23 protein-coding genes are annotated in these 23,620 nt (G+C 68.4%); 19 read left to right on the top strand and 4 right to left on the bottom strand.

All coding sequences use genetic code 11. From position 1 onward, the window contains the following. Positions 1 to 85 precede the first annotated feature (85 nt). The 13 genes from frr (at position 86) to ACWTPI_RS10875 (ending at position 13,416) form a co-directional block, all read left to right on the top strand. On the top strand, positions 86 to 646 hold the full coding sequence (gene frr / locus ACWTPI_RS10935) for a ribosome recycling factor (RefSeq protein WP_020203943.1): 561 nt from the start codon (positions 86 to 88) through the stop codon (positions 644 to 646). A 53-nt stretch (positions 647 to 699) separates the two neighbouring features. Continuing rightward, positions 700 to 1,473, top strand: a complete 774-nt coding sequence (locus ACWTPI_RS10930) for an isoprenyl transferase (protein ID WP_020203942.1) — start codon at positions 700 to 702, stop codon at positions 1,471 to 1,473. 48 nt (positions 1,474 to 1,521) lie between these two features. Next, positions 1,522 to 2,343, top strand: a complete 822-nt coding sequence (locus ACWTPI_RS10925; RefSeq protein WP_454731675.1) for a phosphatidate cytidylyltransferase — start codon at positions 1,522 to 1,524, stop codon at positions 2,341 to 2,343. Between the two features lie 11 nt (positions 2,344 to 2,354). Continuing rightward, the gene (gene ispC, locus ACWTPI_RS10920) at positions 2,355 to 3,533 is read left to right on the top strand and encodes a 1-deoxy-D-xylulose-5-phosphate reductoisomerase (RefSeq protein ID WP_454731674.1); all 1,179 of its coding nucleotides are present in this window, start codon (positions 2,355 to 2,357) and stop codon (positions 3,531 to 3,533) included. A gap of 153 nt (positions 3,534 to 3,686) precedes the next feature. Next, positions 3,687 to 5,078, top strand: coding sequence for an RIP metalloprotease RseP (gene rseP / locus ACWTPI_RS10915; RefSeq protein ID WP_059412812.1), 1,392 nt, complete (start codon positions 3,687 to 3,689; stop codon positions 5,076 to 5,078). Positions 5,079 to 5,176: 98 nt separating this feature from the next. Beyond that, a complete protein-coding gene (gene bamA, locus ACWTPI_RS10910) occupies positions 5,177 to 7,510 on the top strand; it encodes an outer membrane protein assembly factor BamA (protein ID WP_231401630.1) in 2,334 nt (777 codons plus the stop codon). 155 nt (positions 7,511 to 7,665) lie between these two features. Beyond that, positions 7,666 to 8,199 (top strand): OmpH family outer membrane protein, encoded by a 534-nt coding sequence (locus ACWTPI_RS10905; RefSeq protein ID WP_059412811.1) that lies wholly within the window; start codon positions 7,666 to 7,668, stop codon positions 8,197 to 8,199. A 40-nt stretch (positions 8,200 to 8,239) separates the two neighbouring features. Then, entirely contained in the window at positions 8,240 to 9,343 is a 1,104-nt protein-coding gene (gene lpxD / locus ACWTPI_RS10900; protein ID WP_020203936.1) for a UDP-3-O-(3-hydroxymyristoyl)glucosamine N-acyltransferase, read from the top strand. After that, a complete protein-coding gene (fabZ, locus tag ACWTPI_RS10895; protein ID WP_020203935.1) occupies positions 9,340 to 9,789 on the top strand; it encodes a 3-hydroxyacyl-ACP dehydratase FabZ in 450 nt (149 codons plus the stop codon). The genes lpxD and fabZ overlap by 4 nt, the downstream gene beginning before the upstream one ends. A 117-nt stretch (positions 9,790 to 9,906) precedes the next feature. Next, positions 9,907 to 10,710, top strand: a complete 804-nt coding sequence (gene lpxA, locus ACWTPI_RS10890; protein WP_020203934.1) for an acyl-ACP--UDP-N-acetylglucosamine O-acyltransferase — start codon at positions 9,907 to 9,909, stop codon at positions 10,708 to 10,710. 14 nt (positions 10,711 to 10,724) lie between these two features. Further along, positions 10,725 to 11,936, top strand: coding sequence for a lipid-A-disaccharide synthase (gene lpxB, locus ACWTPI_RS10885; RefSeq protein ID WP_020203933.1), 1,212 nt, complete (start codon positions 10,725 to 10,727; stop codon positions 11,934 to 11,936). After that, positions 11,936 to 12,637: a ribonuclease HII gene (gene rnhB, locus ACWTPI_RS10880; RefSeq protein ID WP_020203932.1), complete on the top strand. Its 702-nt coding sequence runs from the start codon at positions 11,936 to 11,938 to the stop codon at positions 12,635 to 12,637. Before lpxB ends, rnhB begins: the two co-directional genes overlap by 1 nt. Continuing rightward, the gene (locus ACWTPI_RS10875; RefSeq protein WP_020203931.1) at positions 12,634 to 13,416 is read left to right on the top strand and encodes a TrmH family RNA methyltransferase; all 783 of its coding nucleotides are present in this window, start codon (positions 12,634 to 12,636) and stop codon (positions 13,414 to 13,416) included. The genes rnhB and ACWTPI_RS10875 overlap by 4 nt, the downstream gene beginning before the upstream one ends. A 21-nt stretch (positions 13,417 to 13,437) precedes the next feature. Here the strand turns inward: ACWTPI_RS10875 and ppsR are convergent, their stop codons facing one another. Then, entirely contained in the window at positions 13,438 to 14,253 is an 816-nt protein-coding gene (ppsR, locus tag ACWTPI_RS10870) for a posphoenolpyruvate synthetase regulatory kinase/phosphorylase PpsR (protein ID WP_454731673.1), read from the bottom strand. A gap of 357 nt (positions 14,254 to 14,610) precedes the next feature. Between ppsR and ppsA the strand changes: the two genes are divergently transcribed. The 3 genes from ppsA to ACWTPI_RS10855 all read left to right on the top strand — a co-directional run bounded on the left by ppsA (position 14,611) and on the right by ACWTPI_RS10855 (position 18,580). Next, on the top strand, positions 14,611 to 16,995 hold the full coding sequence (gene ppsA / locus ACWTPI_RS10865; protein WP_020203929.1) for a phosphoenolpyruvate synthase: 2,385 nt from the start codon (positions 14,611 to 14,613) through the stop codon (positions 16,993 to 16,995). Positions 16,996 to 17,135: 140 nt separating this feature from the next. After that, the gene (locus ACWTPI_RS10860; protein ID WP_020203928.1) at positions 17,136 to 17,558 is read left to right on the top strand and encodes an NfeD family protein; all 423 of its coding nucleotides are present in this window, start codon (positions 17,136 to 17,138) and stop codon (positions 17,556 to 17,558) included. 95 nt (positions 17,559 to 17,653) lie between these two features. Continuing rightward, on the top strand, positions 17,654 to 18,580 hold the full coding sequence (locus tag ACWTPI_RS10855) for an SPFH domain-containing protein (protein ID WP_059412806.1): 927 nt from the start codon (positions 17,654 to 17,656) through the stop codon (positions 18,578 to 18,580). Between the two features lie 154 nt (positions 18,581 to 18,734). Here ACWTPI_RS10855 and smpB read toward each other — a convergent pair whose 3' ends face one another. Further along, entirely contained in the window at positions 18,735 to 19,187 is a 453-nt protein-coding gene (smpB, locus tag ACWTPI_RS10850) for an SsrA-binding protein SmpB (RefSeq protein WP_020203926.1), read from the bottom strand. Positions 19,188 to 19,455: 268 nt separating this feature from the next. On the opposite strand from smpB, the gene ACWTPI_RS10845 reads away from it, so the two are divergent. Both ACWTPI_RS10845 and ACWTPI_RS10840 read left to right on the top strand, forming a co-directional pair. Continuing rightward, positions 19,456 to 19,893 (top strand): type II toxin-antitoxin system RatA family toxin, encoded by a 438-nt coding sequence (locus ACWTPI_RS10845; RefSeq protein ID WP_029043806.1) that lies wholly within the window; start codon positions 19,456 to 19,458, stop codon positions 19,891 to 19,893. Next, positions 19,880 to 20,224, top strand: coding sequence for an RnfH family protein (locus tag ACWTPI_RS10840; RefSeq protein WP_156173869.1), 345 nt, complete (start codon positions 19,880 to 19,882; stop codon positions 20,222 to 20,224). Before ACWTPI_RS10845 ends, ACWTPI_RS10840 begins: the two co-directional genes overlap by 14 nt. A 42-nt stretch (positions 20,225 to 20,266) precedes the next feature. Here the strand turns inward: ACWTPI_RS10840 and ACWTPI_RS10835 are convergent, their stop codons facing one another. Continuing rightward, positions 20,267 to 20,836, bottom strand: a complete 570-nt coding sequence (locus tag ACWTPI_RS10835; RefSeq protein WP_454731672.1) for a DUF4124 domain-containing protein — start codon at positions 20,834 to 20,836, stop codon at positions 20,267 to 20,269. Between the two features lie 122 nt (positions 20,837 to 20,958). Next, entirely contained in the window at positions 20,959 to 21,918 is a 960-nt protein-coding gene (locus tag ACWTPI_RS10830) for a DMT family transporter (RefSeq protein WP_020203921.1), read from the bottom strand. 122 nt (positions 21,919 to 22,040) lie between these two features. Here ACWTPI_RS10830 and guaB point away from each other — a divergent pair, with 122 nt between their 5' ends. Then, complete coding sequence (gene guaB, locus ACWTPI_RS10825) at positions 22,041 to 23,504, top strand: IMP dehydrogenase (protein ID WP_020423833.1); 1,464 nt, start codon at positions 22,041 to 22,043, stop codon at positions 23,502 to 23,504. The last annotated feature ends 116 nt before the right edge of the window (positions 23,505 to 23,620 follow it).

The following is a 23,620-nucleotide window of genomic DNA, read 5'->3' as shown; positions in this document are numbered from 1 at the left end:
GCGCGGGCCGCGGCAAAGAGTAGAATGATTCATTTTCGATCCCGGCATCCGGGGTCATGATTACCCGTTTTTCCCGGAGGTAAAGATGAGCGTCGCCGACACCAAGAAGAGCGTCGAGCAGAAGATGCAGAAGACCATCGAAGCGTTCAAGGCCGACCTGGCCAAGATTCGCACTGGTCGCGCGCACACGGGTCTGCTCGACCACGTGCAGGTCGATTATTACGGCTCGCCGGTGCCGATCAGCCAGGTGGCCAACGTGGGCCTGGCCGATGCCCGTACCATCAGCGTGCAGCCGTGGGAAAAGAAGATGGTGGGCGCGGTCGAGAAGGCGATCCGCGATGCCGACCTGGGCCTGAACCCGTCCACGATGGGCGACGTCATCCGCGTGCCGATGCCCATGCTGACCGAGGAGCGCCGCAAGGAACTGACCAAGGTCGTCAAGGGCGAGGCCGAGGGCGCCAAGGTCGCCGTGCGCAACCTGCGCCGCGACGCCAACGAGCAGTTCAAGAAGCTGGTCAAGGACAAGGCCATTTCCGAGGACGACGAGCGCCGCGGCCAGGACGAGGTGCAGAAGCTGACCGACAAGTTCGTCGCCGAGATCGACAGGATGGTCGCCGAGAAGGACAAGGAGATCATGACGGTGTGACGCGCCCGGTGGCGGCTTGCCAGCCGCCGCCGTGTCCGGTACCGTTTCCCACCATGCATCACATCAGTTCCACGCTCGGCGTCCCCGAAGCCACCTATGTGCCCCGCCACGTTGCCATCATCATGGATGGCAACGGCCGCTGGGCGACCCAGCGGCACCTGCCGCGCGTTGCCGGCCACAGCCGTGGCCTGGATGCAGTCCGGGCGGTGGTCGAGGCGTGCGCGGCGCGGGGCGTGCAATACCTGACCCTGTTCGCCTTCAGCTCGGAGAACTGGCGCCGCCCGGCCGACGAGGTCTCGTTCCTGATGCGGCTGTTCATGACCGCCCTGCGCCGCGAGGTGGTCAAGATGCACGCCAACAACATCCGCGTGCGCGTGGTGGGCGACCTGGCCCGCTTCAGCCCGCGCATCCAGCAGCTGATCGCCGACGCCGAGGCGCGCACGGCCGGCAATACCGGCCTGACCGTGACCATCGCCGCCAACTACGGCGGCCGCTGGGACCTGCTGCAGGCCATGCGCAAGATGCTGCAGCGCTCGCCCATGCTCGACCCCGAGGCGGTCGACGAATCCGTGCTGGCGCCGCATCTGGCGATGGCCTACGCGCCCGAGCCGGACCTGTTCATCCGTACCGGCGGCGAGCAGCGCATCAGCAATTTCCTGCTGTGGCAGCTTGCCTACTCGGAGCTTTATTTCACCGAAGTGTTCTGGCCCGATTTCGACGCCGCCGAGCTCGACAAGGCCTTCGCCTCGTACCGCCAGCGCGAACGCCGCTTCGGCCGCACCAGCGCGCAGGTGGTGGCGCCATCCGGGTTGTCGGGCACGGCCTGAGGCCGCCGCCCGGACCTCATCCATCCTCTACCGGGACTCCCGCAGCGCATGCTCCTTACCCGTGTCATCACCGCCGTATGCCTGTTGCTGCTGATCCTGCCGATCCTGTTCCTGGCGCCGCCGTCGGCGCTGGCCGGCCTGGTGGCGGTGATCGTGCTGCTCGGGGGCTGGGAGTTCGGCCGCCTGATCGGGCTGCGCGGGTTCTGGCCCTACGTCTACGCGCTGGCCTGCCTGCTGGCGCTGGCCGGCTGGCAGGCGCTGTCCGGCCCCGATGCGCTCACCCGCCTGCTGCAGATCGGCGTGGCCTGCTGGGGCGTGGCCGTGGTGCTGCTGGCGCGCGGCGTGCGCCGCGCCACGCCGGGTTTCACGGCGCTGGGCGTGGTGCTCGGCCTGTTCATGCTGCCGGCCTTCGGCCATGCCACCCTGGTCCTGCGCGGACTGGGCATCGGCGTGCTGCTGTCGGTGGCGGTGTTGGTGTGGGCGGCCGACATCGGCGCCTATTTCGTCGGCAAGGCCGTCGGGCGGCGCAAGCTGGCGCCGTCGATCAGCCCGGGCAAGTCCTGGGAGGGCGCGCTCGGCGGCTGGGCGCTGGCGCTGGCGATCTCGCTCGCGCTGGCCGCCACCCACGCATTTTCCCCGACCTGGTTCTCGCGCATGGCCGACCAAGGCGGCCTGGCCATCGTGGCGCTGCTGGCCACGCTGCTGGTGATCGCCAGCGTGGTCGGCGACCTGTTCGAATCGCTGCTCAAGCGCCAGGTCGGCATGAAGGACAGCAGCCGGCTGCTGCCCGGCCACGGCGGCGTGCTCGACCGCATCGACGCGCTGCTTCCCGTTTTCCCGCTGGCCGCCTTGCTGGCCATCTATCTTTGAGTTGATCTGATATGCGTCGTATTACCGTCCTGGGTGCCACCGGCTCGATCGGGGACAGCACGCTTGATGTCATCAAGCGCCATCCCGAGCGCTACGCCGTGCATGCGCTGACGGCGCACCGGCAAGTGGACAAGCTGGCGGCCCTGTGCCGCGAGTTCCGCCCGGCGCATGCCGTGATGGGCACGGCCGAGGCCGCCGCCGCACTGCAGGCGCTGCTGCGCGCCGACGGCATCAAGACCGAGGTCGGCTACGGCGAGGCCGCGCTGGAGGCGGTCGCCACCGACGCCGCGGTGGACGCGGTGATGGCCGCCATCGTCGGCGCCGCCGGCCTGCGCCCGTCGCTGGCCGCCGCGCGCGCGGGCAAGCGCGTGCTGCTGGCCAACAAGGAAGCGCTGGTGATGTCCGGGCGCATCTTCATGGATGCCGTGCGCGAGCACGGCGCCACGCTGCTGCCGATCGACAGCGAGCACAACGCCATCTTCCAGTGCCTGCCGGCCGACGACCCGCGCTACCGCGCCGGCGTGGCCAAGGTGGTGCTGACCGCCTCGGGCGGGCCGTTCCGCACGCGCGACCCGGACTCGCTGCACGACATCACGCCCGACGAGGCCTGCGCCCACCCGAACTGGGTGATGGGCCGCAAGATCTCGGTGGACTCCGCCACCATGATGAACAAGGGCCTGGAGGTGATCGAGGCGCACTGGCTGTTCGGCGCGCCGGCCGAGCGCATCGAGGTGCTGATCCACCCGCAGAGCATCGTGCACTCGATGGTGTCGTATGCCGACGGCTCGGTGCTGGCGCAGCTCGGCAACCCCGACATGCGCACGCCGATCGCCTACGGCATGGCCTATCCCGAGCGCATCGACGCGGGCGTGTCGCCGCTGAACCTGGCCACCGCCGGCGCGCTCAGCTTCGAGACCCCGGACCTCGTGCGCTTCCCGTGCCTGGGCCTGGCGTTCGACGCGCTGCGCGCGGGCGGGCTGGCGCCGGCGGTGCTGAACGCGGCCAACGAGGTCGCGGTCGAGGCCTTCCTGCAGGGCCGGATCCGCTTCACCGACATCGCGCGCGTGGTCGCGGGCGTGCTCGCGCGCGCCCCGGGCGGCAATGCCGACACGCTGGAAGCCGTGCTGGGCGCGGACCAGGACGCGCGCCGCCGCGCCGGCGAACTGCTGGAAAACCGGGGCTCGTGCTGAGTTTGGCGGGGCCGCCGGCGGGATCGGCGACAATAGCGGCAAGCCGGCCGCCACCGGCCACCCGCCGCCGCCGGGCAGCGGGGTGCCGGGCCGGCGGCCCGGCGTATCCTTCACGCCATCGGGGCCCGCGCCCCTGACGACAAGCTGCCTGCCATGCAAACCGTAATCGCCTTTGTCGTTGCCCTGTGCATCCTGATCTATTTCCATGAAATGGGTCACTACCTGGCCGCGCGCCTGTGCGGCGTCAAGGTGCTGCGCTTCTCGATCGGCTTCGGCCGGCCGCTGCTGCGCTGGGTCTCCGGCAGCCGCGACCGCACCGAGTGGACCATCGCCGCGATCCCGCTGGGCGGCTACGTCAAGATGCTCGACGAGCGCGAGCGCGATCCCGCGCAGGACCCCGCCATCGACCCGGCCGACCTGCCGCGCGCGTTCAACCGCCAGCCGGTAGGCAAGCGCTTCATCATCGTGGCGGCCGGCCCGCTGGCCAATTTCGCGCTGGCGATCGTGCTGTATTTCGTGCTGTTCGCCGGCGGCATGCGCGAGCCGGCGCCGGTGGTGGCCGCGCCGCCGGCCGGCACGGCCGCGGCCCAGGCCGGGCTGCGCGAGGGCGACCGCGTGCTGTCGCTGCGGGCCAACGGCGAGACCGAGCAGGTGCGCTCCTGGAACGACCTGCGCATGGCGGTGTTCGCCCAGGGCTTCGGCGACGCCAGCGCGGTGCTGCGCGTGCGCGCGCCCGACGGCGCCGAGCGCGACCTCAGGCTGGCGCGGCTGCCCAACACCGGCGGCAATCCCGAGGAAGACCCGCTGGCCATCCTGGGCCTGGCGCTCAAGGGCGGCCCGGTGACGATCACCGAGGTGCTGCCCGATTCCGCCGCGCAGCGCGCCGGCCTGCGCAAGGACGACCGCGTGGTGGCCTGGCAGGGCGGCCCGCTGACCCAGGCCGGCGAGCTGATCCGCGGCGTGCGGGCCCGGCCCGGCGCCGAGGTGGTGCTCGGCATCGAGCGCGGCGGCCAGCGCCTGGACGTGCCGGTGAAGCTGGACGCGGTGGCGCCCCCGGACGGCGCCAGCGCCGGCGCGGCGGCCACCGGCAAGCTCGGCGCGGCGCTGAGCCAGTCGGTGGAAATGGAGACCGTGCGCTACCAGCCGGCCGAGGCCATCAGCCGCGCGGCGGGGCAGGTCTGGAGCACCAGCGCGCTGTCGCTCAAGCTGCTCGGCAAGATGCTGGTGGGGCAGGCTTCGCTGCAGAACCTGAGCGGTCCGCTGACCGTGGCGGACTACGCCGGGCGTGCCGCCCACCTCGGCTGGCAGCCCTTCGTCGGCTTCCTGGCGCTGGTCAGCGTCAGCCTCGGTGTGTTGAATTTGTTACCCATTCCGGTATTGGATGGGGGGCATTTGCTGTATTATTGCGTTGAATTTTTGACTGGCAGGCCCGTACCAGACCACTGGCAGGCTGTGCTGCAGAAGGTCGGCATCGCCTGCGTCTTGCTCCTGACTTCGCTCGCCTTGTTCAACGACGTCAGCCGGCTGTTTCTTGCGCGCGGCTAGACGCACGTTGCCGGCGGCGGTCCGCAGGTGTCACCGGCACCTCGCGCGCCGCATGCCGACAGGGCGCGGCCCCGTGAAGCATCGGAGCGCAATCCTGCATGGAATCAAAGAGGGGATCAAGATTGATCAGACATAAGCGCATCTCGCTGAGCGTGCTGGCGAGTGCCATCATCGCGGCCTGGACCCCCGTCGGTTGGGCCGCGGAGCCATTCGTGGTCAAGGACATCCGCGTCGAGGGCCTGCAGCGGGTCGAGCCCGGCACGGTGTTCGGCTACCTGCCGGTCAAGGTCGGCGAGACCTTCAGCGACGACAAGGGCGCGGAAGCGATTCGCGCGCTCTACAACACCGGCTTCTTCAAGGACGTCCAGATCCGCTCCGAAGACGGCGTGCTGGTGGTCCAGGTCGAGGAGCGCCCGGCCATTTCCCAGCTCGAGTTCGTCGGCATCAAGGAATTCGACAAGGACACCCTGCGCCGCTCGCTGCGCGCGGTCGGCGTGGCCGAGGCCCGGTACTACGACAAGGCGCTGATCGACAAGGCCGAGCAGGAGCTCAAGCGCCAGTACGTGGCGCGCGGCTACTACGCGGCCGACGTGCAGACCACGATCACCCCGGTGGACCGCAATCGCGTGTCGGTGGTGTTCAACGTGGACGAAGGCCCGGTCGCCAAGATCCGCCAGATCAATATCGTCGGCAACAAGGCTTTCAAGGAAAGCACGCTGCGCGACGAAATGCAGCTGTCGACGCCGAACTGGCTGTCCTGGTACACCAAGAACGACCTCTATTCCAAGCAGAAGCTCACCGCCGACCTGGAAGCGCTGCGCTCGTACTACCTGAACCGCGGCTACCTCGAGTTCGCCATCGAGTCCACCCAGGTCTCGATCACGCCGGACAAGAAGGACATCTTCCTGACGCTGAACATCAAGGAAGGCGAGCAGTACAAGGTGTCCGACGTGCGCCTGGCCGGCGAGCTGCTCGGCAAGCAGCCCGAGATGGAAAAGCTGCTCCAGCTCAAGAAGGGCGAGATCTTCTCGTCGGAGAAGCTGACCCAGAGCACCAAGGCCATCACCGACCTGCTGGGCACCTACGGCTACGCCTTCACCACCATCAACCCGCAGCCGGCGATCGACAAGGAAAAGCGCGAAGTCGCGCTGACCCTGCTGGTCGACCCGGGCCGCCGCGTCTACGTGCGCCGCGTCAATGTGGTGGGCAACAGCAAGACCCGCGACGAAGTGGTGCGCCGCGAGATGCGCCAGATGGAAAGCTCGTGGTTCGACAGCGAGAAGCTGACGCAGTCGCAGGCCCGCATCAACCGCACCGGCTACTTCACCGACACCAACATCACCACCGAGGACGTGCCCGGCGCGCCCGACCAGGTGGACGTGAACGTCAACGTGACCGAGAAGCCGACCGGCCAGATCAGCCTGGGCCTGGGCTTCTCCTCGACCGACAAGCTGGTGCTGCAGGCCGGCCTGCGCCAGGACAACGTGTTCGGCTCCGGCACCAGCCTGGGCCTGGACGTAAACACCGCCAAGTCCTTCCGCACCATCTCGCTGACGCAGTACGACCCGTATTTCACGGTGGACGGCATCAGCCGCTCGACCGACGTGTTCTACCGCACGTCCCGCCCGCTGTACTACACCGGCGACCAGGACTACAAGATCGTGTCGATGGGCGGCGGCTTCAAGTTCGGCGTGCCGTTCTCGGAAACCGACACCGTGTTCTTCGGCATCGGCTACGAGCGCTCGCAGGTGTACACCTCGCAGAACACGCCGAGCCAGTACACGGCGTGGCTGCAGAAGGTCGGCAAGAGCAGCGGCGATCCGATCAACAACTTCCCGTTCACGATCGGCTGGGCACGCGACCGCCGCGACAGCGCGCTGGTCCCGACCAAGGGCCCCTACACGCAGGCCAACCTCGAAGTGGGCGTGCCGGGCGGCGATACGCAGTACTACCGCGCCAGCGTCCAGCAGCAGTACTTCTACCCGCTGTCGAAGGCCTTCACGCTGGCCTTCAACGGCGAAGTCGCCTACGGCCACGGCTACGGCGCCACGCCGTTCCCGGTGTTCAAGAACTTCTACGCCGGCGGTATCGGCTCGGTGCGCGGCTACCAGACCAGCACGCTGGGCAAGAAGGACCAGAACGGCAACCCGGTGGGCGGCGCGTCCAAGATGATCGGCAACGTCGAGTTCATCTTCCCGCTGCCGGGCTCGGGCGTGGACCGCACGCTGCGCCTGTTCACCTTCTTCGACTTCGGCAACGTGTACGAGGAAGGCGCGCCGCTGCTGTTCAGCGAACTGAAGTATTCGACCGGCCTGGGCATGTCCTGGCTGTCGCCGATCGGTCCGCTCAAGGTCAGCGTGGGCTTCCCGCTGAAGAAGTCCACGGACGACCAGGTGCAGCGCTTCCAGTTCCAGATCGGTACCGCGTTCTGACGGCGGACGGAACCAGAGCACGGCGGACATCGAATAGCGGGTAGCAGGCAGCGGACAGCAGATTGCGGCAAGACCGGGAAGGCCGGCAAAGACCGGAAGACCGGAAGTTCGACAAGACAGGATAGAGAGAGCCAAGAGGATTGAGGATCCGATTCATGAAAACAGCATTCCCACTGATCAAGAGCCTGGCCACGGCCGCGCTGGCCGCCGGCACGCTGCTGGCCGCCGCCCCGGCGATGGCGCAGGAAGCCCGCATCGCGGCGGTCAACTCCGAACGCATCCTGCGCGACTCGGTGCCCGCCAAGCAGGCCCAGGTCAAGCTGGAGCAGGAATTCTCCAAGCGCGACCGCGACCTGCAGGACATGGCGCAGAAGATCAAGGGCATCGCCGACAAGCTCGACAAGGACACCGCCGTGCTGGCCGATGCCGACCGCCAGCGCCGCCAGCGCGAGGTGGCCGACCTCGACCGCGAATTCCAGCGCAAGCAGCGTGAATTCCGCGAAGACCTGAACCAGCGCCGCAACGAGGAACTGGCCCAGGTGCTCGAGCGCGCCAACCGCGTGATCCGCCAGCTCGCCGAGCAGCGCAAGTACGACCTGATCGTGCAGGAAGCGGTCTACGTCAATCCGCGCATCGACATTACCGACGATGTGATGAAGGCGCTCAACAGCGCCGCCGCCAGCAAGTAAGCTGGCTGCCCGTTTTACCGCCGCTCCAGGAAGTACTGCCATGCAAACACCCACACTGGGTCAGCTCGCCACCGATACCGGCGCGCAGGTTGTGGGTGATCCCGACCTGGCCGTGCACGGTCTCGCGCCGCTCGACCAGGCCGGCCCCGGCCAGCTCTCGTTCCTCTCCAACCCGCTCTACCTGGCGCAGGCGCTGGCCTCGCGGGCCGGCGCCGTGATCGTCTCGGCCGCCGACCTCGAGCGCATCCGCGCCGAAGGCCAGGCCGACGGCCGCAACTGGCTGGTCGCGCGCAATCCCTACGTGTGCTTCGCCCGCATCGCGCAGGGCTTCGAGCGCCGCGCCAACACCGACCACCGCACCGGCATCGACCCGCGCGCCAGCGTGGCGGCCGACGCGGTGGTGCCGCCGTCGTGCTTCATCGGCCCCAACGTGGTGATCGAGAGCGGCGCGCGGCTGGGCGAGCGCGTGCGCATCCTGGCCAACGGCTTCGTCGGCGCCGGCGCGCAGATCGGCGACGACACGCTGATCTACGCCAACGTCTCGGTCTACCACCAGTGCGTGGTCGGCATGCGCTGCATACTGCACAGCGGCGTGGTGCTGGGCGCCGACGGCTTCGGCTTCGCGCCCGACATCGGCCCGGCCGGCGTCGAGTACGTCAAGATTCCCCAGACCGGCCGCGCGGTGCTCGGCAACGACGTGGAGGTCGGCGCCAACACCGCGATCGACCGCGGCGCGATGGCCGACACCGTGGTCGAGGACGGCTGCAAGCTCGACAACCAGGTGCAGATCGCCCATAACGTCAGGGTGGGCGCGCATACTGTGATCGCGGGTTGCGCGGCCATCGCCGGCAGCACCAAGGTGGGCCGTTTCTGCGTGATCGGCGGTTCGGCCAATTTTGCCGGCCACCTGAACATCGCGGACCGCACCACGGTGTCCGGCGGCACGTCGATCACCAAATCCATTACCAAGCCCGGCGGCCATTTCACCAGCGTGTTCCCGTTCCTGCCGCACGGCGACTGGGAGCGCAACGCGGCCATCGTGCGCGGGCTCACCAAGTTGCGCGAGCGCGTGGTGCAGCTCGAGAAACGCCTGCGTGGCCAGGCCGGCAATCCTACACAGCATACCGAAGAGAAATCATCATGACCGCAGCCGACATCGATATCCAGAAGATCCTCAAGCTGCTGCCGCATCGCTACCCGTTCCTGCTGGTGGACCGCGTGCTCGAGCTCGAGCCGCAGAAGCGCATCAAGACGCTCAAGAACGTCACGATCAACGAACCCTATTTCCAGGGCCATTTCCCCGGCCATCCCGTGATGCCGGGCGTGATGATCCTGGAAGCGCTGGCGCAGTCGGCCGGCCTGCTGACCTTCGGCGCCGAGATGGAGCGCAAGGAAGGCGCGCTGTACTACTTCGTCGGCATCGACGGCGCCCGCTTCAAGCAGGTGGTGACGCCGGGCGACCAGCTGCACATGAACGTGTCGGTGGAGCGCTACATCCGCGGCATCTGGAAGTTCAAGGCGTTCGCCACCGTGGACGACAAGGTGGCTTGCGAAGCTGAGCTGATGTGTACCGTCAAGCAGGCCGAGTGATCGCGCCTCGCCGGGGCGCCCGCGCCCCGGCAGCGCGCGCCGCCCGGCGCCGCCGGGCAGTCCCGGCACCGGCCTTGACCGTTCCATCTCTCCCACTCAGACCATAGGACAGGACGCATGACGCAAATCCATCCCAGCGCACTGGTCGACCCCAAGGCCGAGCTCGCCGCCGACGTGACCGTCGGGCCGTTCTCGATCATTGGTCCCAACGTGCGTCTCGGCAGCGGCACCCAGGTGGGCGCGCACACCACCATCGAAGGCCACACCACGGTGGGCGCGGACAACCGCATCGGGCCGTATGCCTCGGTAGGCGGCATGCCGCAGGACATGAAGTACCGCAACGAGCCGACCCGGCTCGAGATCGGCGACCGCAACACCATCCGCGAATTCACCACCATCCACACCGGCACGGTGCAGGACCGCGGCGTGACCAGCATCGGCGACGACAACTGGATCATGGCCTACGTGCATATCGCGCACGACTGCCGCGTGGGCAACCACACGGTGTTCTCGAGCAACGCGCAGATCGCCGGCCACGTGCAGGTGGGCGACTGGGCCATCCTCGGCGGCATGAGCGGCGTGCACCAGTTCGTGCGCATCGGCGCCCACGCCATGCTGGGCGGCGCCTCGGCGCTGGTGCAGGACCTGCCGCCGTTCGTGATCGCCGCCGGCGACAAGGGCGGCAACAAGGCCACGCCGCACGGCATCAATGTCGAAGGCATGCGCCGCCGCGGCTTCGACGCCGCGCAGATCGCCGCGCTGCGCCAGGCCTACAAGGTGCTCTACAAGTCGGACCTGAGCTTCGAGGCCGCGCGCGGCGAGATCGCGCAACTGATCGCCCAGTCGGACGGCAGCGCCAGCGCGCCGCTGCAGGGCTTCCTCGACTTCATTGCCGCCACCCAGCGCGGCATCGTGCGCTGAAGCCGCACCACGCCATGGTCGACGGTGTCCTGCCGGCCCCGGACGGCGCGCCGCGCGCAGCAGGCGCGGCGGATGCGCGCGGCACCATCGCGATGGTGGCCGGCGAGAATTCCGGCGACCTGCTGGCTTCGCTGCTGATGGGCGGCCTGAAGGCGCGCCTGGGCGACACCGTGCGCTACGCCGGCATCGGCGGCGCGCGCATGATGGCGCAGGGGTTCGAGTCGCAGTGGCCGATGGACACGCTGTCGGTCAACGGCTACGTGGAGGTGCTGGGCTCGCTGCGCGAGATCCTGGCCACGCGCCGCGCCATCCGCGAGTCGCTGCTGGCAAGGCCGCCGCTGTGCTTCATCGGCGTCGACGCGCCCGATTTCAACTTCGGCCTGGAAGTGCCGCTGCGCCGCGCCGGCATTCCCGTGGTGCACTTCGTCAGCCCCTCGATCTGGGCCTGGCGCGGCGGGCGCATCCGCACCATCGCGCGCGCGGTGGACCACATCCTGTGCCTGTTCCCGTTCGAGCCCGAGATCTACGCGCGGGCCGGCATTCCCGCGACCTACGTCGGCCACCCGCTGGCCGACGTGATCCCGATGGTGCCGGACAGCGAGGGCGCGCGCGCCCGGCTCGGCCTGCCGGCCGGCAGCCGCGTGGTGGCGGTGCTGCCGGGCAGCCGGCAGTCCGAGGTGCGCAACCTCGGCCCGACCTTCTTCGGCGCGATGGCGCGCATGCACAGCATGGACGGCAACCTCGTCTTCGTGCTGCCGGCGGCCAGCCCCACGCTGCGCGAGGCCGTGGAAAACCTGCACCGGCAGCATCCGCAGATCCCGCTGACCATCGTCGACGGCCAGTCGCACCTGGCGATGGAGGCGGCCGACGTGATCCTGCTGGCCAGCGGCACCGCCACGCTGGAGGCGGCGCTGTACAAGAAGCCGATGGTGATCTCCTACAAGGTGCCCTGGCTGACCGCGCAGATCATGAAGCGGCAGGGCTACCTGCCCTACGTGGGCCTGCCCAACATCCTGTCGGGGCGCTTCGTCGTGCCCGAGCTGCTGCAGGACGACGCCACGCCCGAGGCGCTGGCGCGCGAGACGCTGCTGCAGCTCAACGACGAAGGCAATACCGCGTTCCTGCGCGAACATTTCACCCAGATGCACCAGACGCTCAAGCGCAATACCGCCGAGATCGCCTCGGCCGTGGTCGCGGACCTGATCCGCCAGCGGAGGGGCGTGTAATGGCGCGCCGCAAGACGACCCCGGACGAGGCCCAGCTCGGCTTCGAGCTGACCGCCAGCGCGGCCCGCGCGCGCTGCCTGTGCGGCGTGGACGAGGCGGGCAGGGGACCGCTGGCCGGCCCGGTCTATGCCGCGGCGGTGGTGCTCGACCCGGCGCGGCCCATCAAGGGCCTGGCCGATTCCAAGGTGCTGACCGCGCGCCGCCGCGAGGTGCTGTTCGACGAGATCCGCGAGCGCGCGCTGGGCTGGCACATCGCCTTCGCCACGGTGGAAGAGATCGACACCATCAACATCCTGCACGCCACCATGCTGGCCATGCAGCGCGCGGTGCACGGGCTGGCCGACGCCGGGCTGGAGCCGGACCTGGTGCAGGTCGACGGCAACCGCTGCCCGCAGGTGCGCTTCGCGGTGGAGGCCATCGTCAAGGGCGATGCCAAGGTGCAGGCGATCTCGGCCGCGTCGATCCTGGCCAAGGTGGCGCGCGACCGCGAACTGCTGACGCTGCATGCCGCGTACCCGCAGTACGGCTTCGACGCGCACGCCGGCTACGGCACGCCGCAGCACCTCGCCGCGCTGGCCGAGTTCGGCGCCACGCCGCACCACCGGCGCTCGTTCGCGCCGGTGCGCGAGGCGATCGCGCTCGGGCGCATCGCGCCGGCGCCCGTGCCGGCAAGGGGCGCATCGGCGGAGCAGGCATCGTGAAGCACGTCACCTCGCGCGAGAACGCGCTGTTCAAGCACCTGAAGGCGCTGACCACCTCGACGCATGCGCGCCGTAAGGCGGGCCAGTCCGTGCTCGACGGCGTGCACCTGGCGCAGGCCTACCTGGCCGCGCTGGGCCAGCCGGTGCAATGCGTGGTGTCGGAGCGGCACTACGACCACGCCGAGGTGGCGCCGCTGCTGGCGCAGATTGCCTCCGAGCGCGTGGTGCTGCTGTCCGACGCGCTGTTCGCGCAGGTCGCCGGCGTGGTCAACGGCATCGACCTGATGCTGGTGATCGAGACCCCGTCCGGGCACCTGCCGTCCCGCATCGACACCGACTGCATCATCCTCGACGGCGTGCAGGATGCCGGCAACGTCGGCTCGATCCTGCGCAGCGCCGCCGCGGCCGGCATCGGCCATGCGTTCCTCGTTACCGGCAGCGCCTTCGCGTGGTCCACCAAGACCCTGCGCGCCGCGATGGGGGCCAATTTCCACCTCAACATCGTCGAGCACTGCACCTTCGACATGCTGGCGCCGCGCCTGGCGGTGCCGCTGCTGGCGACTTCCTCGCATGCGCAGGCGGACGTGTTCGACACCGACCTGCGCGCGCCGGTCGCGTGGGTGGTCGGCAACGAGGGCAGCGGCGTGAGCCGCGAGTGGATGGAGCGGGTCGACCGCACCGTGGGCATCCCGCAGCCCGGCGGCCTCGAATCGCTCAACGTGGCGGCGGCCACGGCCATCTGCCTGTTCGAGGCGGTGCGGCAGCGGCGAGCGGGCTGACGGGCGCCGGCGCGCCGCGCCTCAATAGTTGTTATCCCGCTCCACCTTGATCTCCTGCAGGATCGTGGTGGCGATCTCCTCGATCGACTTGTGGGTGGAGGACAGCCACTTGATGCCTTCGCGGCGCATCATGCCCTCGGCTTCGTTGACCTCGTAGCGGCAGTTCTCCAGCGCGGCGTACTTGCTGCCGGGGCGGCGCTCGTTGCGGATCTCGGCCAGGCGCTGCGGGTTGATCGACAGGCCGAAGATCTTCTGCTTGAACTGGTACAGCGCGGTGGGCAGCTTGCCGCGCTCGAAGTCGTCGGGGATCAGCGGGTAGTTGGCGGCCTTGAGCCCGTACTGCATCGCCAGGTAGAGGCTGGTCGGAGTCTTGCCGCTGCGCGACACGCCGACCAGGATCACGTCGGCCTCGGCCAGGTTCTTGTGCGACTGGCCGTCGTCGTGCGCGAGCGAGAAATTGATCGCCTCGATGCGGTTCTGGTAGGCCTCGGTGTCGGCGTTCTGGTGGAAGCGGCCGATGGCGTGCGTGGACTTCAGTCCCAGTTCCTTTTCCAGCGGCTCGATGAAGGTCTGGAACATGTCCAGGATCATGGCCTTGGCGCGGCGGATCGCCTTGTTCGACTCCTGGTTGACCAGGGTGGTGAAGACGATGGGCGGCACGCCTTCGGCGTAGAAGGCCTCGTTGATCTTGCCGACCGCGATATGTGCCTTCTCCGGCGTGTCGACGAACGGCATGCGCACCTTGCGGAAACGCATCTCGAACTGCGCCAGGATGGAGTGGCTGAAGGTTTCCGCGGTGATGCCGGTGCCGTCCGAGACGATGAAAACGGTGCGCACGGCGGGGCGCTCCTCGTTGCGCGGTACCTGGGGTTGCAGCGGCTCAAGGGGCGCGGCGGGAGCGGCGGGCTGGGACATGTATGGACAATTTTTTTGAAACCGTGCGCCGCGAAAGTGCGGTGCGGCACGGTAGAATAGCGGCGATCTTTTCGCTAAGCAATTCCGCCAGCGCTGTCGGGAGAACGATCCGGCCCCGGATTGTCGACAATGTGCGCTGCAGCAATCACGGTCGAACTCCGGTCCCCACCAGCGTGGGAATGCGCGGGACTGTTTAGCCAAGCGATCCGTCCGGTAGCAGAACTCCAACAAGATTCCGGGCGTCAGCAACAAGTTTCTTACTTTGTTTTTGAGGCTTTTATGAACAACCCGGCAATTGACGGCGCCTACGTGCTGCCGTTCGAGCAGTTGCGCAAGGAAGATGTGGAAACCGTGGGGGGCAAGAACTCGTCGCTCGGCGAGATGATCTCCCAGCTGGCCGAGGCCGGCGTGCGTGTTCCCGGCGGCTTTGCGACCACCTCGCTCGCGTTCCGCGACTTCCTCACCCACAACAACCTGACCCAGCGCATCTCCGAGCGCCTCAAGGCGCTCGACGTCGATGACGTCAAGGCGCTGGCCGAGGCCGGCGCCGAGATCCGCGACTGGGTCGCCAAGGCCCCGTTCCAGCCCCGCCTCGAGCAGGAAATCCGCGAGTTCTACGCGCGCGCGGCCGAGCGCGAAGGCGCCGAGGCCTCGTTCGCGGTGCGCTCGTCGGCCACCGCCGAAGACCTGCCCGACGCCTCGTTCGCCGGCCAGCAGGAGTCCTACCTCAACGTCAGCGGCATCGACGACGTGCTGGACAAGATCCGCCACGTGTTCGCCTCGCTGTACAACGACCGCGCCATCTCCTACCGCGTGCACAAGGGCTTCGCCCATGACGTGGTGGCGCTGTCGGCCGGCGTGCAGCGCATGGTGCGCTCGGACGTGGGCGCCTCGGGCGTGATGTTCACCATCGACACCGAGTCCGGCTTCCAGGAAGTGGTCTTCATCACCTCCAGCTACGGCCTCGGCGAAACGGTGGTGCAGGGCGCGGTCAACCCGGACGAGTTCTACGTCTTCAAGCCGACGCTGCAGGCCGGCAAGTACCCGATCATCCGCCGTTCGATCGGCTCCAAGCTGATCAAGATGGAATTCACCGCGCCCGGCGAAGCCGGCCGCGTGAAGACCGTGGACGTGCCCATCGAGCTGCGCAACCGCTACTCGATCACCGATGCCGACGTGGCCGAGCTGGCCAAGTACGCCGTCATCATCGAGAAGCACTACGGCCGCCCGATGGACATCGAGTGGGGCCGCGACGGCCGCGACGGCAAGATCTACATCCTGCAGGCGCGCCCCGAGACCGTGAAGAGCCAGTCCGTCGGCAAGGCCGAGCAGCGCTTCAAGCTCAAGGGCACCGCGCCCGTGCTGACCAGCGGCCGCGCGATCGGCCAGAAGATCGGCACCGGCCGCGTGCGCGTCATCAACGACCCGGCCGAGATGGAGCGCGTGCAGCCCGGCGACGTGCTGGTCGCCGACATGACCGATCCCAACTGGGAGCCGGTGATGAAGCGCGCCGCCGCCATCGTCACCAACCGCGGCGGCCGCACCTGCCACGCCGCCATCATCGCGCGCGAACTGGGCGTGCCGGCCGTGGTCGGCTGCGGCGACGCCACCGACCTGCTCAAGGACGGCACGCTGGTCACGGTGTCGTGCGCCGAGGGCGACGAAGGCCGCATCTACGACGGCCTGCTCGAGACCGAAGTCACCGAAGTGCAGCGCGGCGAAATGCCGGAGATCGACGTCAAGATCATGATGAACGTCGGCAACCCGCAACTGGCCTTCGACTTCTGCCAGATCCCGAACCAGGGCGTGGGCCTGGCGCGCCTCGAATTCATCATCAACAACAACATCGGCGTCCACCCGAAGGCCATCCTCGACTATCCGCAGGTCGACGCCGACCTGAAGAAGGCCGTGGAAAGCGTGGCCCGCGGCCACGCCAGCCCGCGCGCGTTCTACGTGGACAAGCTGGCCGAAGGCATCGCCACCATCGGCGCGGCGTTCTATCCGAAGCCCGTGATCGTGCGCCTGTCGGACTTCAAGTCCAACGAGTACAAGAAGCTGATCGGCGGCTCGCGCTACGAGCCGGACGAGGAAAACCCGATGCTGGGCTTCCGCGGCGCCTCGCGCTACATCGCCGACGACTTCGCCGAAGCGTTCGAGATGGAATGCAAGGCCATGAAGCGCGTGCGCGACGACATGGGCCTGACCAACGTCGAGATCATGGTGCCGTTCGTGCGCACGCTCGGCCAGGCCGAGAAGGTCATCGAGCTGCTGGCCAAGCACGGCCTGAAGCGCGGCGAGAACGGCCTGCGCATCATCATGATGTGCGAAGTGCCGTCCAACGCCATCCTGGCCGAGGAATTCCTGCAGTTCTTCGACGGCTTCTCGATCGGCTCGAACGACCTGACCCAGCTCACGCTGGGCCTGGACCGCGACTCCGGCATGGAGCTGCTGGCCAAGGACTTCGACGAGCGCGATCCGGCCGTCAAGTTCATGCTGTCGCGCGCGATCTCCACGGCGCTGCGCCTGGACAAGTACGTCGGCATCTGCGGCCAGGGCCCTTCGGACCACCCGGACTTCGCCGCGTGGCTGGCCAAGGAAGGCATCAAGTCGATCTCGCTGAACCCCGACTCGGTGATCGATACGTGGAAGCAACTGGCTTCCTGAGGCATTTGACGTCACAATAGCGGTACACCGGCCCTGCGCCAGGTGTTCCGAACCCCCGCAGGCGCCCTGGCGCTGCGGGGGTTTTTCATTTTTGGGCCCGCCCGTCCGCGCGGTGGCGGCGGGCAGGCAAGGGGAGCGAGATGGCGCCGTACTACATCTGGTTTGCGCTGGCCGCGGTGCTGGTGATCGCGGAACTGGGGCTCGGCACCTTGTACCTGCTGATGGTGGCGCTGGGCGCGGCCGCCGGCGGCCTGGGCGCGCTGGCCGGGCTCGGGCCCGCCAGCCAGACCGTGCTCGCCGCGCTGGTGGGGCTGGCCGGCTTCGTGGTGCTGCGGCGTTCCCGCTATGGCCGCACGCGGCGCGACGCGGCGGAGCGCGATCCCAACGTCAACCCGGACATCGGCCAGGAGCTGGAAGTGCCGGCCTGGGGCGAGGGCGGCCGCGCGCGGGTGCGCTACCGCGGCACGGAGTGGGACGTCGAGCTGCAGAGCGGCGCCGCCGCGCCGGGGCGCTTTCGCATCGTCGAGGTGCACGGCAACACGCTGTTCGTCAGCCCGCGCTAGGCGCCCGGTTTTTCAGGCGCTTTCCGGATTTTTTCGGCTTTTCGCGCTTCTTTGCGGCTTTTCGGAATCCTTTTTCAACCCGTCCTGGAGGTCCCATGTTCGAATTCTTCGGCAGCCTGCTGCCCCTGCTGGTCCTGGTCGCGGTGATCGTGCTGGTGGCGCAGAGCTTCAAGATCGTGCCGCAGCAGCATGCCTGGGTGCTGGAGCGCCTGGGCAAGTACCGCGCGACGCTGACGCCGGGGCTTACCGTGGTGCTGCCCTTCGTCGACCGGGTGGCCTACAAGCACGTGCTCAAGGAAATCCCGCTCGACGTGCCGAGCCAGGTCTGCATCACGCGCGACAACACGCAGTTGCAGGTCGACGGCGTGCTGTACTTCCAGGTCACCGATCCGATGAAGGCGTCCTACGGCTCGAGCAATTTCGTGGTGGCCATCACCCAGCTCTCGCAGACCACGCTGCGCTCGGTGATCGGCAAGCTGGAGCTCGACAAGACCTTCGAGGAGCGCGACTACATCAACCACAGCGTGGTCAACGCGCTGGACGAGGCCGCCGCGAGCTGGGGCGTGAAGGTGCTGCGCTACGAGATCAAGGACCTCACGCCGCCCAAGGAGATCCTGCACGCCATGCAGGCCCAGATCACCGCCGAGCGCGAGAAGCGCGCGCTGATCGCGGCGTCGGAGGGCAAGCGGCAGGAGCAGATCAACCTGGCCACCGGCGCGCGCGAAGCCGCCATCCAGAAGTCGGAGGGCGACCGCCAGGCCGCCATCAACCGCGCCCAGGGCGAGGCCTCGGCGATCCTGGCGGTGGCGGAAGCCAACGCGCAGGCCATCGAGAAGATCGGGCGGGCCATCCGCACCGATGGCGGCATGGAAGCGGTCAACCTGAAGGTGGCCGAGGAATACGTGGGCGCCTTCGGCAACCTGGCCAAGCAGGGCAACACGCTGATCGTGCCGGGCAACCTCGGCGACATGAGCAGCATGGTGGCCGCCGCGCTGCAGATCGTGAAGGGGCAGAAGGCCTAGGGCGCCGGGGAGGGCTGCGCGGGAGCGCGCAAGGGCGTCGGGAAGTACGCCGGGAAGTAGGCCGGGAAGGGCGCGCAGGCAGGGCAGGAAGGCAGGAGAGCGGCGCCGCTCATGCGAGCCGCGGCAGGCGCGGCCCGTAGTGACCTATAGTGGCTTACTCCTTCGTCGCGCCCTTCATGATGCGCGCCTTCTCGCGCTGCCAGTCGCGGTCCTTCTCGGTCTCGCGCTTGTCGAACTGCTTCTTGCCCTTGGCCAGGCCGATCTCGCATTTGACGCGGCCGCGCGTGTAGTGCAGGTTCAGTGGCACGATGGTAAAGCCGCGCTGCTCCACCTTGCCGATCAGCCGCTTGATTTCCTCGGCCTTGAGCAGCAGCTTGCGGGTGCGCACCGCGTCCGGGTTGACGTGGGTGGAAGCGCTCTGCAGCGGGCTGATGTGGGCGCCGATCAGGAACAGCTCGGCGTCGCGCACGACCACGTAGCCTTCCTTGATCTGCACGCGACCGGCGCGGATCGCCTTGACTTCCCAGCCCTCGAGCACGATCCCCGCCTCGTATCGCTCTTCGATGAAGTAGTCGAAAAAGGCTTTCTTGTTGTCTGCGATGGTCATGCGGTCCGGGTAAAGGAAATAACGGTAGGAAAAAACAAAAAACCAGAATAACGAAGGGAGAGGGCGGGCTGGCGCGCCGCGCCGCAGGGCGCCGGGGATGCCGCCACGCGCCTCGCGGGCGCGGCCGGGATGCCGCCGGGCCGCGCGTGGGCTAAAATTGCGATTCTAGCAAACCGGCCGCTCCCGGTGGATCCCGCAGTGCATCATGGCGCAGGCGGGATTTGCGCGGGCCTTGCCGCGCTTCCCGATATTCCCGATTTCCCGATACATGGCAGACGTCCATAAATCCGTGCTGCTTGGCTACTCGGCCGAGCAGATGTACAACCTGGTCACCCAGGTCGAGGACTATCCCAAGTTCCTCCCCTGGTGCGGTGGCGTGGAGGTGTTCGAGCAGACCGAGACCCTGCTCGACGCCAAGATCCACATCCACTTCAACGGCATCAAGCAGTATTTCCACACCCGCAACACGCAGGAGCGGCCCGTGCGCATCGATATGGTGTTCGAGGACGGCCCCTTCAAGGTCTTCAGCGGTTCCTGGCGCTTCACGCCGCTGCGCGAGGACGCCTGCAAGATCGAGTTCCACCTGCACTACGAATTCTCCAGCTTCCTGCTGGAAAAGATCATCGGACCGGTGTTCAGCATGATTGCCAATACGTTCGTCGATGCCTTCGTCAAGCGCGCAGAGGTGGTCTATGGCAACCGCTGAAGCCGTGCCCGCGCTGCGCGTGCTGGTCTGCTACGCGCGCCCGGAAGGCGCCTTCCTGAAGGAAACCGAGGTGGCGCCGGGCACCACCATCGTCGGCGCGATCGGCGCGTCGGGGCTGCTGCGGGCCTGCCCGGAAGTGGACCCGGCCACGCTGCGCGTGGGCATCTTCAATAAGCTCAAGACGCCCGACACGGTGGTGCGCGAGGGCGACCGCATCGAGGTCTATCGCCCGCTGGTGGCGGACCCCAAGTCGGCGCGCCGCAAGCGCGTGCTCAAGACCCGCCGCGGCGGCACCCGCGAAGGCCAGAAATGGCTGCGCGGCGGTGGCTGACCCAGCGGCTGAACCGGCGGTCGATCCGGTCGCGCGGCCTGCTCAGACGCAGTTCTCGGCGAGGCTGGCGTTGGTGCGCTGCAGTTCGGCCTGGCGCTGGTCGTCGTCGAGGTGCTGCGGCGAGCCGTCCGGCGCCGGCACGGTGATGCGCCGGTTCTGCTGCAGGGCCGCGGCGTAGCCGCGCAAGCCGGCGCAGCGCGCCTCGCGCTCCTGCGCGGCCTTGTCCTTGGCGGCCTGGTCGGCCTCGGCCTTGAGCGTTTCGGCGCGGCGCTTCTGGAAGGCATCCTCGGAGCCGGTGGCGGTCTCCGCGCGGGCTTCAGCCTTTGCTTCCCCCTTCGCTTCGGGCCTGGCCGCGGCGGCATCCGAGGCGGGCACCGCGTCGGCGGGCCGCAGCATGCCGGCAAAGCGGCCGGGCGCCTTGATGACGCTGGCGACCGGCACCGAGGGCGGCGGCGGGACGTCGCTGAACACGGTGCGGCCGGCGGCGTCGCGCCACTGCCATTGCGCCTGCGCGGCGGCGGGGTGGCAGAGGCAGGCCAGGGCGGCGAGCGTGAGGGTCGCGATCGGGTGCGCGGCGAGGTGCGCGGTCAGGCGCGCAAGCATGGGTTTCATTGGCTCGGGTCGTCGGGTCGGGGTGACAGCCTGCGGGGAGCAACGGGAATCGGAGAATCGGCGAATCGGAGAATCGGGACATCGCGGCCGCGCGGCCGGACCGCCGCGACTGCGGCGCTAGTTTAGGCAGACTTGCCGGTGGCGTGCAAGCGCACCGACCACGCCACGCCGACCATCAGCAACACAATGGCGGCGATCTCCAGCGGGCGCGGCAGGCGGTGGTCGAACACGAAGCCGTAGGCCAGCGCGAACAGCGTCTCGAACACGATCATCTGGCCCGACAGCGTGAGCGGCAGGCGGCGGCTCGAGATGTTCCACAGGTTGTTGCCGATCAGCGACGCGCCCAGCGCCACCGCCGCGTTGACCATCCAGAACCATTGCCAGTCGCGCCCGCTGCCGGCGTCGCCCAGGCGGTCGCCGGCCAGCAGCCAGCCGGCGATGGCCAGCACCACCGAGACCACGCCGGTGGAGATGCCGTACAGCGCCGACCACTCGTTGCCGCTGTACTGGGGATTGCGCTGCAGGTAGCGCGCGTTGTCGACCGCATAGAGCGTCCAGCACACCAGCGCGCCGGCCGCGCACATCACGCCGGCCACGCGCTCCCACACCGTGCGCGCGGCCTCGCCGGCGGCCGGCCCGTGCGCGCCGGCGCCGCCGCCGAACAGGTCGAGGTTGATGCAGGCGATGCCCGCGGCCACCACCAGCAGCGGCCAGATCAGCCGCGCCAGCGGCACCGCGCCGTGGTCGCGCCGCCCCATGATGGTCACGGAGATGGGCAGGATGCCGATGATCAGCGAGGTCGGGCCGACGCCGGCGAGCTGCACGCCGAAGGCCAGCAGCACGTAGTAGAGCAGGTTGCCGGTGAAGGCCTGGCGCAGCAGCGCCACGCAGTCGGCGCGGGTGAGCTTGCGCGCGATGCGCGTCATCAGCGGCAGCGCGGCGGCGAACGCCACCAGCCCGTAGGCCAGGTAGCGGCCGATGGCCAGCTCCCACGGCGAGAAGACCGGCAGCAGCTTGGGCGCGATGAACACCATGCCCCAGAACGCGCCGGCCAGCAGGCCGCACAGTACGCCGATCCCCATCGTGGTCCGCCTATGCCGGAAAAAAGACAAAGAGCATAGCAGACTCGCACAAGGGCACTCGCAGGCGCATCAAGAAACGTGCCATTCCTGTATAATTCGGTTTTGCGCCTAGAGGAATTGCTATGCGTCTTGTCCAGAAAGCACTCACATTCGATGACGTGCTGCTCGTGCCGGCCTATTCGTCGGTACTGCCCCGTGATGTCTCCCTCCGCACCCGCCTGACCCGTTCGATCGAACTGAACATTCCGCTGGTATCCGCCGCAATGGATACCGTCACGGAAGCCCGCCTGGCCATTGCAATGGCACAGGCCGGCGGCATCGGCATCGTCCACAAGAACCTGAAGCCGGCCGACCAGGCCCGCGAGGTGGCGCGCGTCAAGCGCTACGAGTCGGGCGTGCTGCGCGACCCGATCACCATCCCGCCGGACATGAAGATCCGCGATGTGATTGCATTGTCACATCAATACGGCATCTCCGGCTTCCCCGTGCTGGAAGGCAAGTCCGTGGTGGGCATCATTACCAACCGCGACCTGCGCTTCGAGGAAGACCTCGACGCACCGGCGCGCGCCAAGATGACCCCGCGCGAGAAGCTCGTCACGGTGGGCGAGGACGCCTCGCTGGAAGACGCCAAGCGCCTGATGAACCGCCACCGCCTCGAGCGCGTGCTGGTGGTCAACCAGGCCTTCGAGCTGCGCGGCCTGATCACTGTCAAGGACATCCAGAAGGCCGTGGAACACCCGCTGGCCAGCAAGGACGACCGCGGCCAGTTGCGCGTGGGCGCGGCGGTGGGCGTGGGCCCGGATAACGACGAGCGCGTCGACCTGCTGGTCAAGGCCGGCGTCGACGTGATCGTGGTCGACACCGCCCACGGCCACAGCCAGGGCGTGCTCGACCGCGTGCGCTGGGTCAAGCAGAACTACCCGCAGGTGCAGGTGATCGGCGGCAACATCGCCACCGGCGCCGCCGCGCGCGCGCTGGTCGACCACGGCGCCGACGGCGTCAAGGTCGGCATCGGCCCCGGCTCCATCTGCACCACCCGCATCGTCGCCGGCGTGGGCGTGCCGCAGATCACCGCGGTGGCCAACGTGGCCGAGGCGCTCCAGGGCACCGGCGTGCCGCTGGTGGCCGACGGCGGCATCCGCTACTCGGGCGACATCGCCAAGGCGCTCGCAGCCGGCGCGCACGTGGTCATGATGGGTGGCATGTTCTCCGGCACCGAGGAAGCGCCGGGCGAGGTGTTCCTGTACCAGGGCCGCTCGTTCAAGAGCTACCGCGGCATGGGCTCGGTGGGCGCGATGAAGGACGGCGCGGCCGACCGCTACTTCCAGGAAGACAACACCGCCAACGTCGACAAGCTGGTCCCCGAAGGGATCGAAGGCCGCGTGCCCTACAAGGGCTCGGTCACGGCCATCATCCACCAGCTTTGCGGCGGCGTGCGCGCCTCGATGGGCTACTGCGGCAGCAGCTCCATCGCCAGCTGGCACGAGACTTCCGAGTTCGTGCAGATCACCGCCGCCGGCATGCGCGAATCGCACGTGCACGACGTGCAGATCACCAAGGAAGCGCCGAACTACTACATCGACTAAGTCGATTCGACCAGTGGCTGCGCGGGGCGCGACGCCCCGTCAGCCGCGCGGCCCGGTACAGGTTTCCCCCGGGCCGAGCCGGCCGCGCCCCCAGGCCGGGCCCACGCCTGACCGGA

It is taken from the genome of Cupriavidus ulmosensis (assembly GCF_977008105.1).
Note: the sequence above shows the minus strand (reverse complement) of the source record. Positions and strands in the feature narration are given on the sequence as shown.

What these genes read in the sequence shown, in the direction of transcription:
- ACWTPI_RS10905 (WP_059412811.1), top strand. Translation starts at nt 7,666, where the DNA reads ATGAAAACAGCATTCCCACTGATCAAGAGCCTGGCCACGGCCGCGCTG.
- frr (WP_020203943.1), top strand. Translation starts at nt 86, where the DNA reads ATGAGCGTCGCCGACACCAAGAAGAGCGTCGAGCAGAAGATGCAGAAG.
- rseP (WP_059412812.1), top strand. Translation starts at nt 3,687, where the DNA reads ATGCAAACCGTAATCGCCTTTGTCGTTGCCCTGTGCATCCTGATCTAT.
- ACWTPI_RS10860 (WP_020203928.1), top strand. Translation starts at nt 17,136, where the DNA reads ATGGCGCCGTACTACATCTGGTTTGCGCTGGCCGCGGTGCTGGTGATC.
- ACWTPI_RS10840 (WP_156173869.1), top strand. Translation starts at nt 19,880, where the DNA reads ATGGCAACCGCTGAAGCCGTGCCCGCGCTGCGCGTGCTGGTCTGCTAC.
- ACWTPI_RS10930 (WP_020203942.1), top strand. Translation starts at nt 700, where the DNA reads ATGCATCACATCAGTTCCACGCTCGGCGTCCCCGAAGCCACCTATGTG.
- bamA (WP_231401630.1), top strand. Translation starts at nt 5,177, where the DNA reads ATGGAATCAAAGAGGGGATCAAGATTGATCAGACATAAGCGCATCTCG.
- lpxD (WP_020203936.1), top strand. Translation starts at nt 8,240, where the DNA reads ATGCAAACACCCACACTGGGTCAGCTCGCCACCGATACCGGCGCGCAG.
- ispC (WP_454731674.1), top strand. Translation starts at nt 2,355, where the DNA reads ATGCGTCGTATTACCGTCCTGGGTGCCACCGGCTCGATCGGGGACAGC.
- ACWTPI_RS10925 (WP_454731675.1), top strand. Translation starts at nt 1,522, where the DNA reads ATGCTCCTTACCCGTGTCATCACCGCCGTATGCCTGTTGCTGCTGATC.
- lpxB (WP_020203933.1), top strand. Translation starts at nt 10,725, where the DNA reads ATGGTCGACGGTGTCCTGCCGGCCCCGGACGGCGCGCCGCGCGCAGCA.
- ACWTPI_RS10830 (WP_020203921.1), bottom strand. Translation starts at nt 21,918, where the DNA reads ATGGGGATCGGCGTACTGTGCGGCCTGCTGGCCGGCGCGTTCTGGGGC.
- lpxA (WP_020203934.1), top strand. Translation starts at nt 9,907, where the DNA reads ATGACGCAAATCCATCCCAGCGCACTGGTCGACCCCAAGGCCGAGCTC.
- ACWTPI_RS10845 (WP_029043806.1), top strand. Translation starts at nt 19,456, where the DNA reads ATGGCAGACGTCCATAAATCCGTGCTGCTTGGCTACTCGGCCGAGCAG.
- smpB (WP_020203926.1), bottom strand. Translation starts at nt 19,187, where the DNA reads ATGACCATCGCAGACAACAAGAAAGCCTTTTTCGACTACTTCATCGAA.
- ACWTPI_RS10835 (WP_454731672.1), bottom strand. Translation starts at nt 20,836, where the DNA reads ATGAAACCCATGCTTGCGCGCCTGACCGCGCACCTCGCCGCGCACCCG.
- guaB (WP_020423833.1), top strand. Translation starts at nt 22,041, where the DNA reads ATGCGTCTTGTCCAGAAAGCACTCACATTCGATGACGTGCTGCTCGTG.
- ppsA (WP_020203929.1), top strand. Translation starts at nt 14,611, where the DNA reads ATGAACAACCCGGCAATTGACGGCGCCTACGTGCTGCCGTTCGAGCAG.
- ACWTPI_RS10855 (WP_059412806.1), top strand. Translation starts at nt 17,654, where the DNA reads ATGTTCGAATTCTTCGGCAGCCTGCTGCCCCTGCTGGTCCTGGTCGCG.
- fabZ (WP_020203935.1), top strand. Translation starts at nt 9,340, where the DNA reads ATGACCGCAGCCGACATCGATATCCAGAAGATCCTCAAGCTGCTGCCG.
- rnhB (WP_020203932.1), top strand. Translation starts at nt 11,936, where the DNA reads ATGGCGCGCCGCAAGACGACCCCGGACGAGGCCCAGCTCGGCTTCGAG.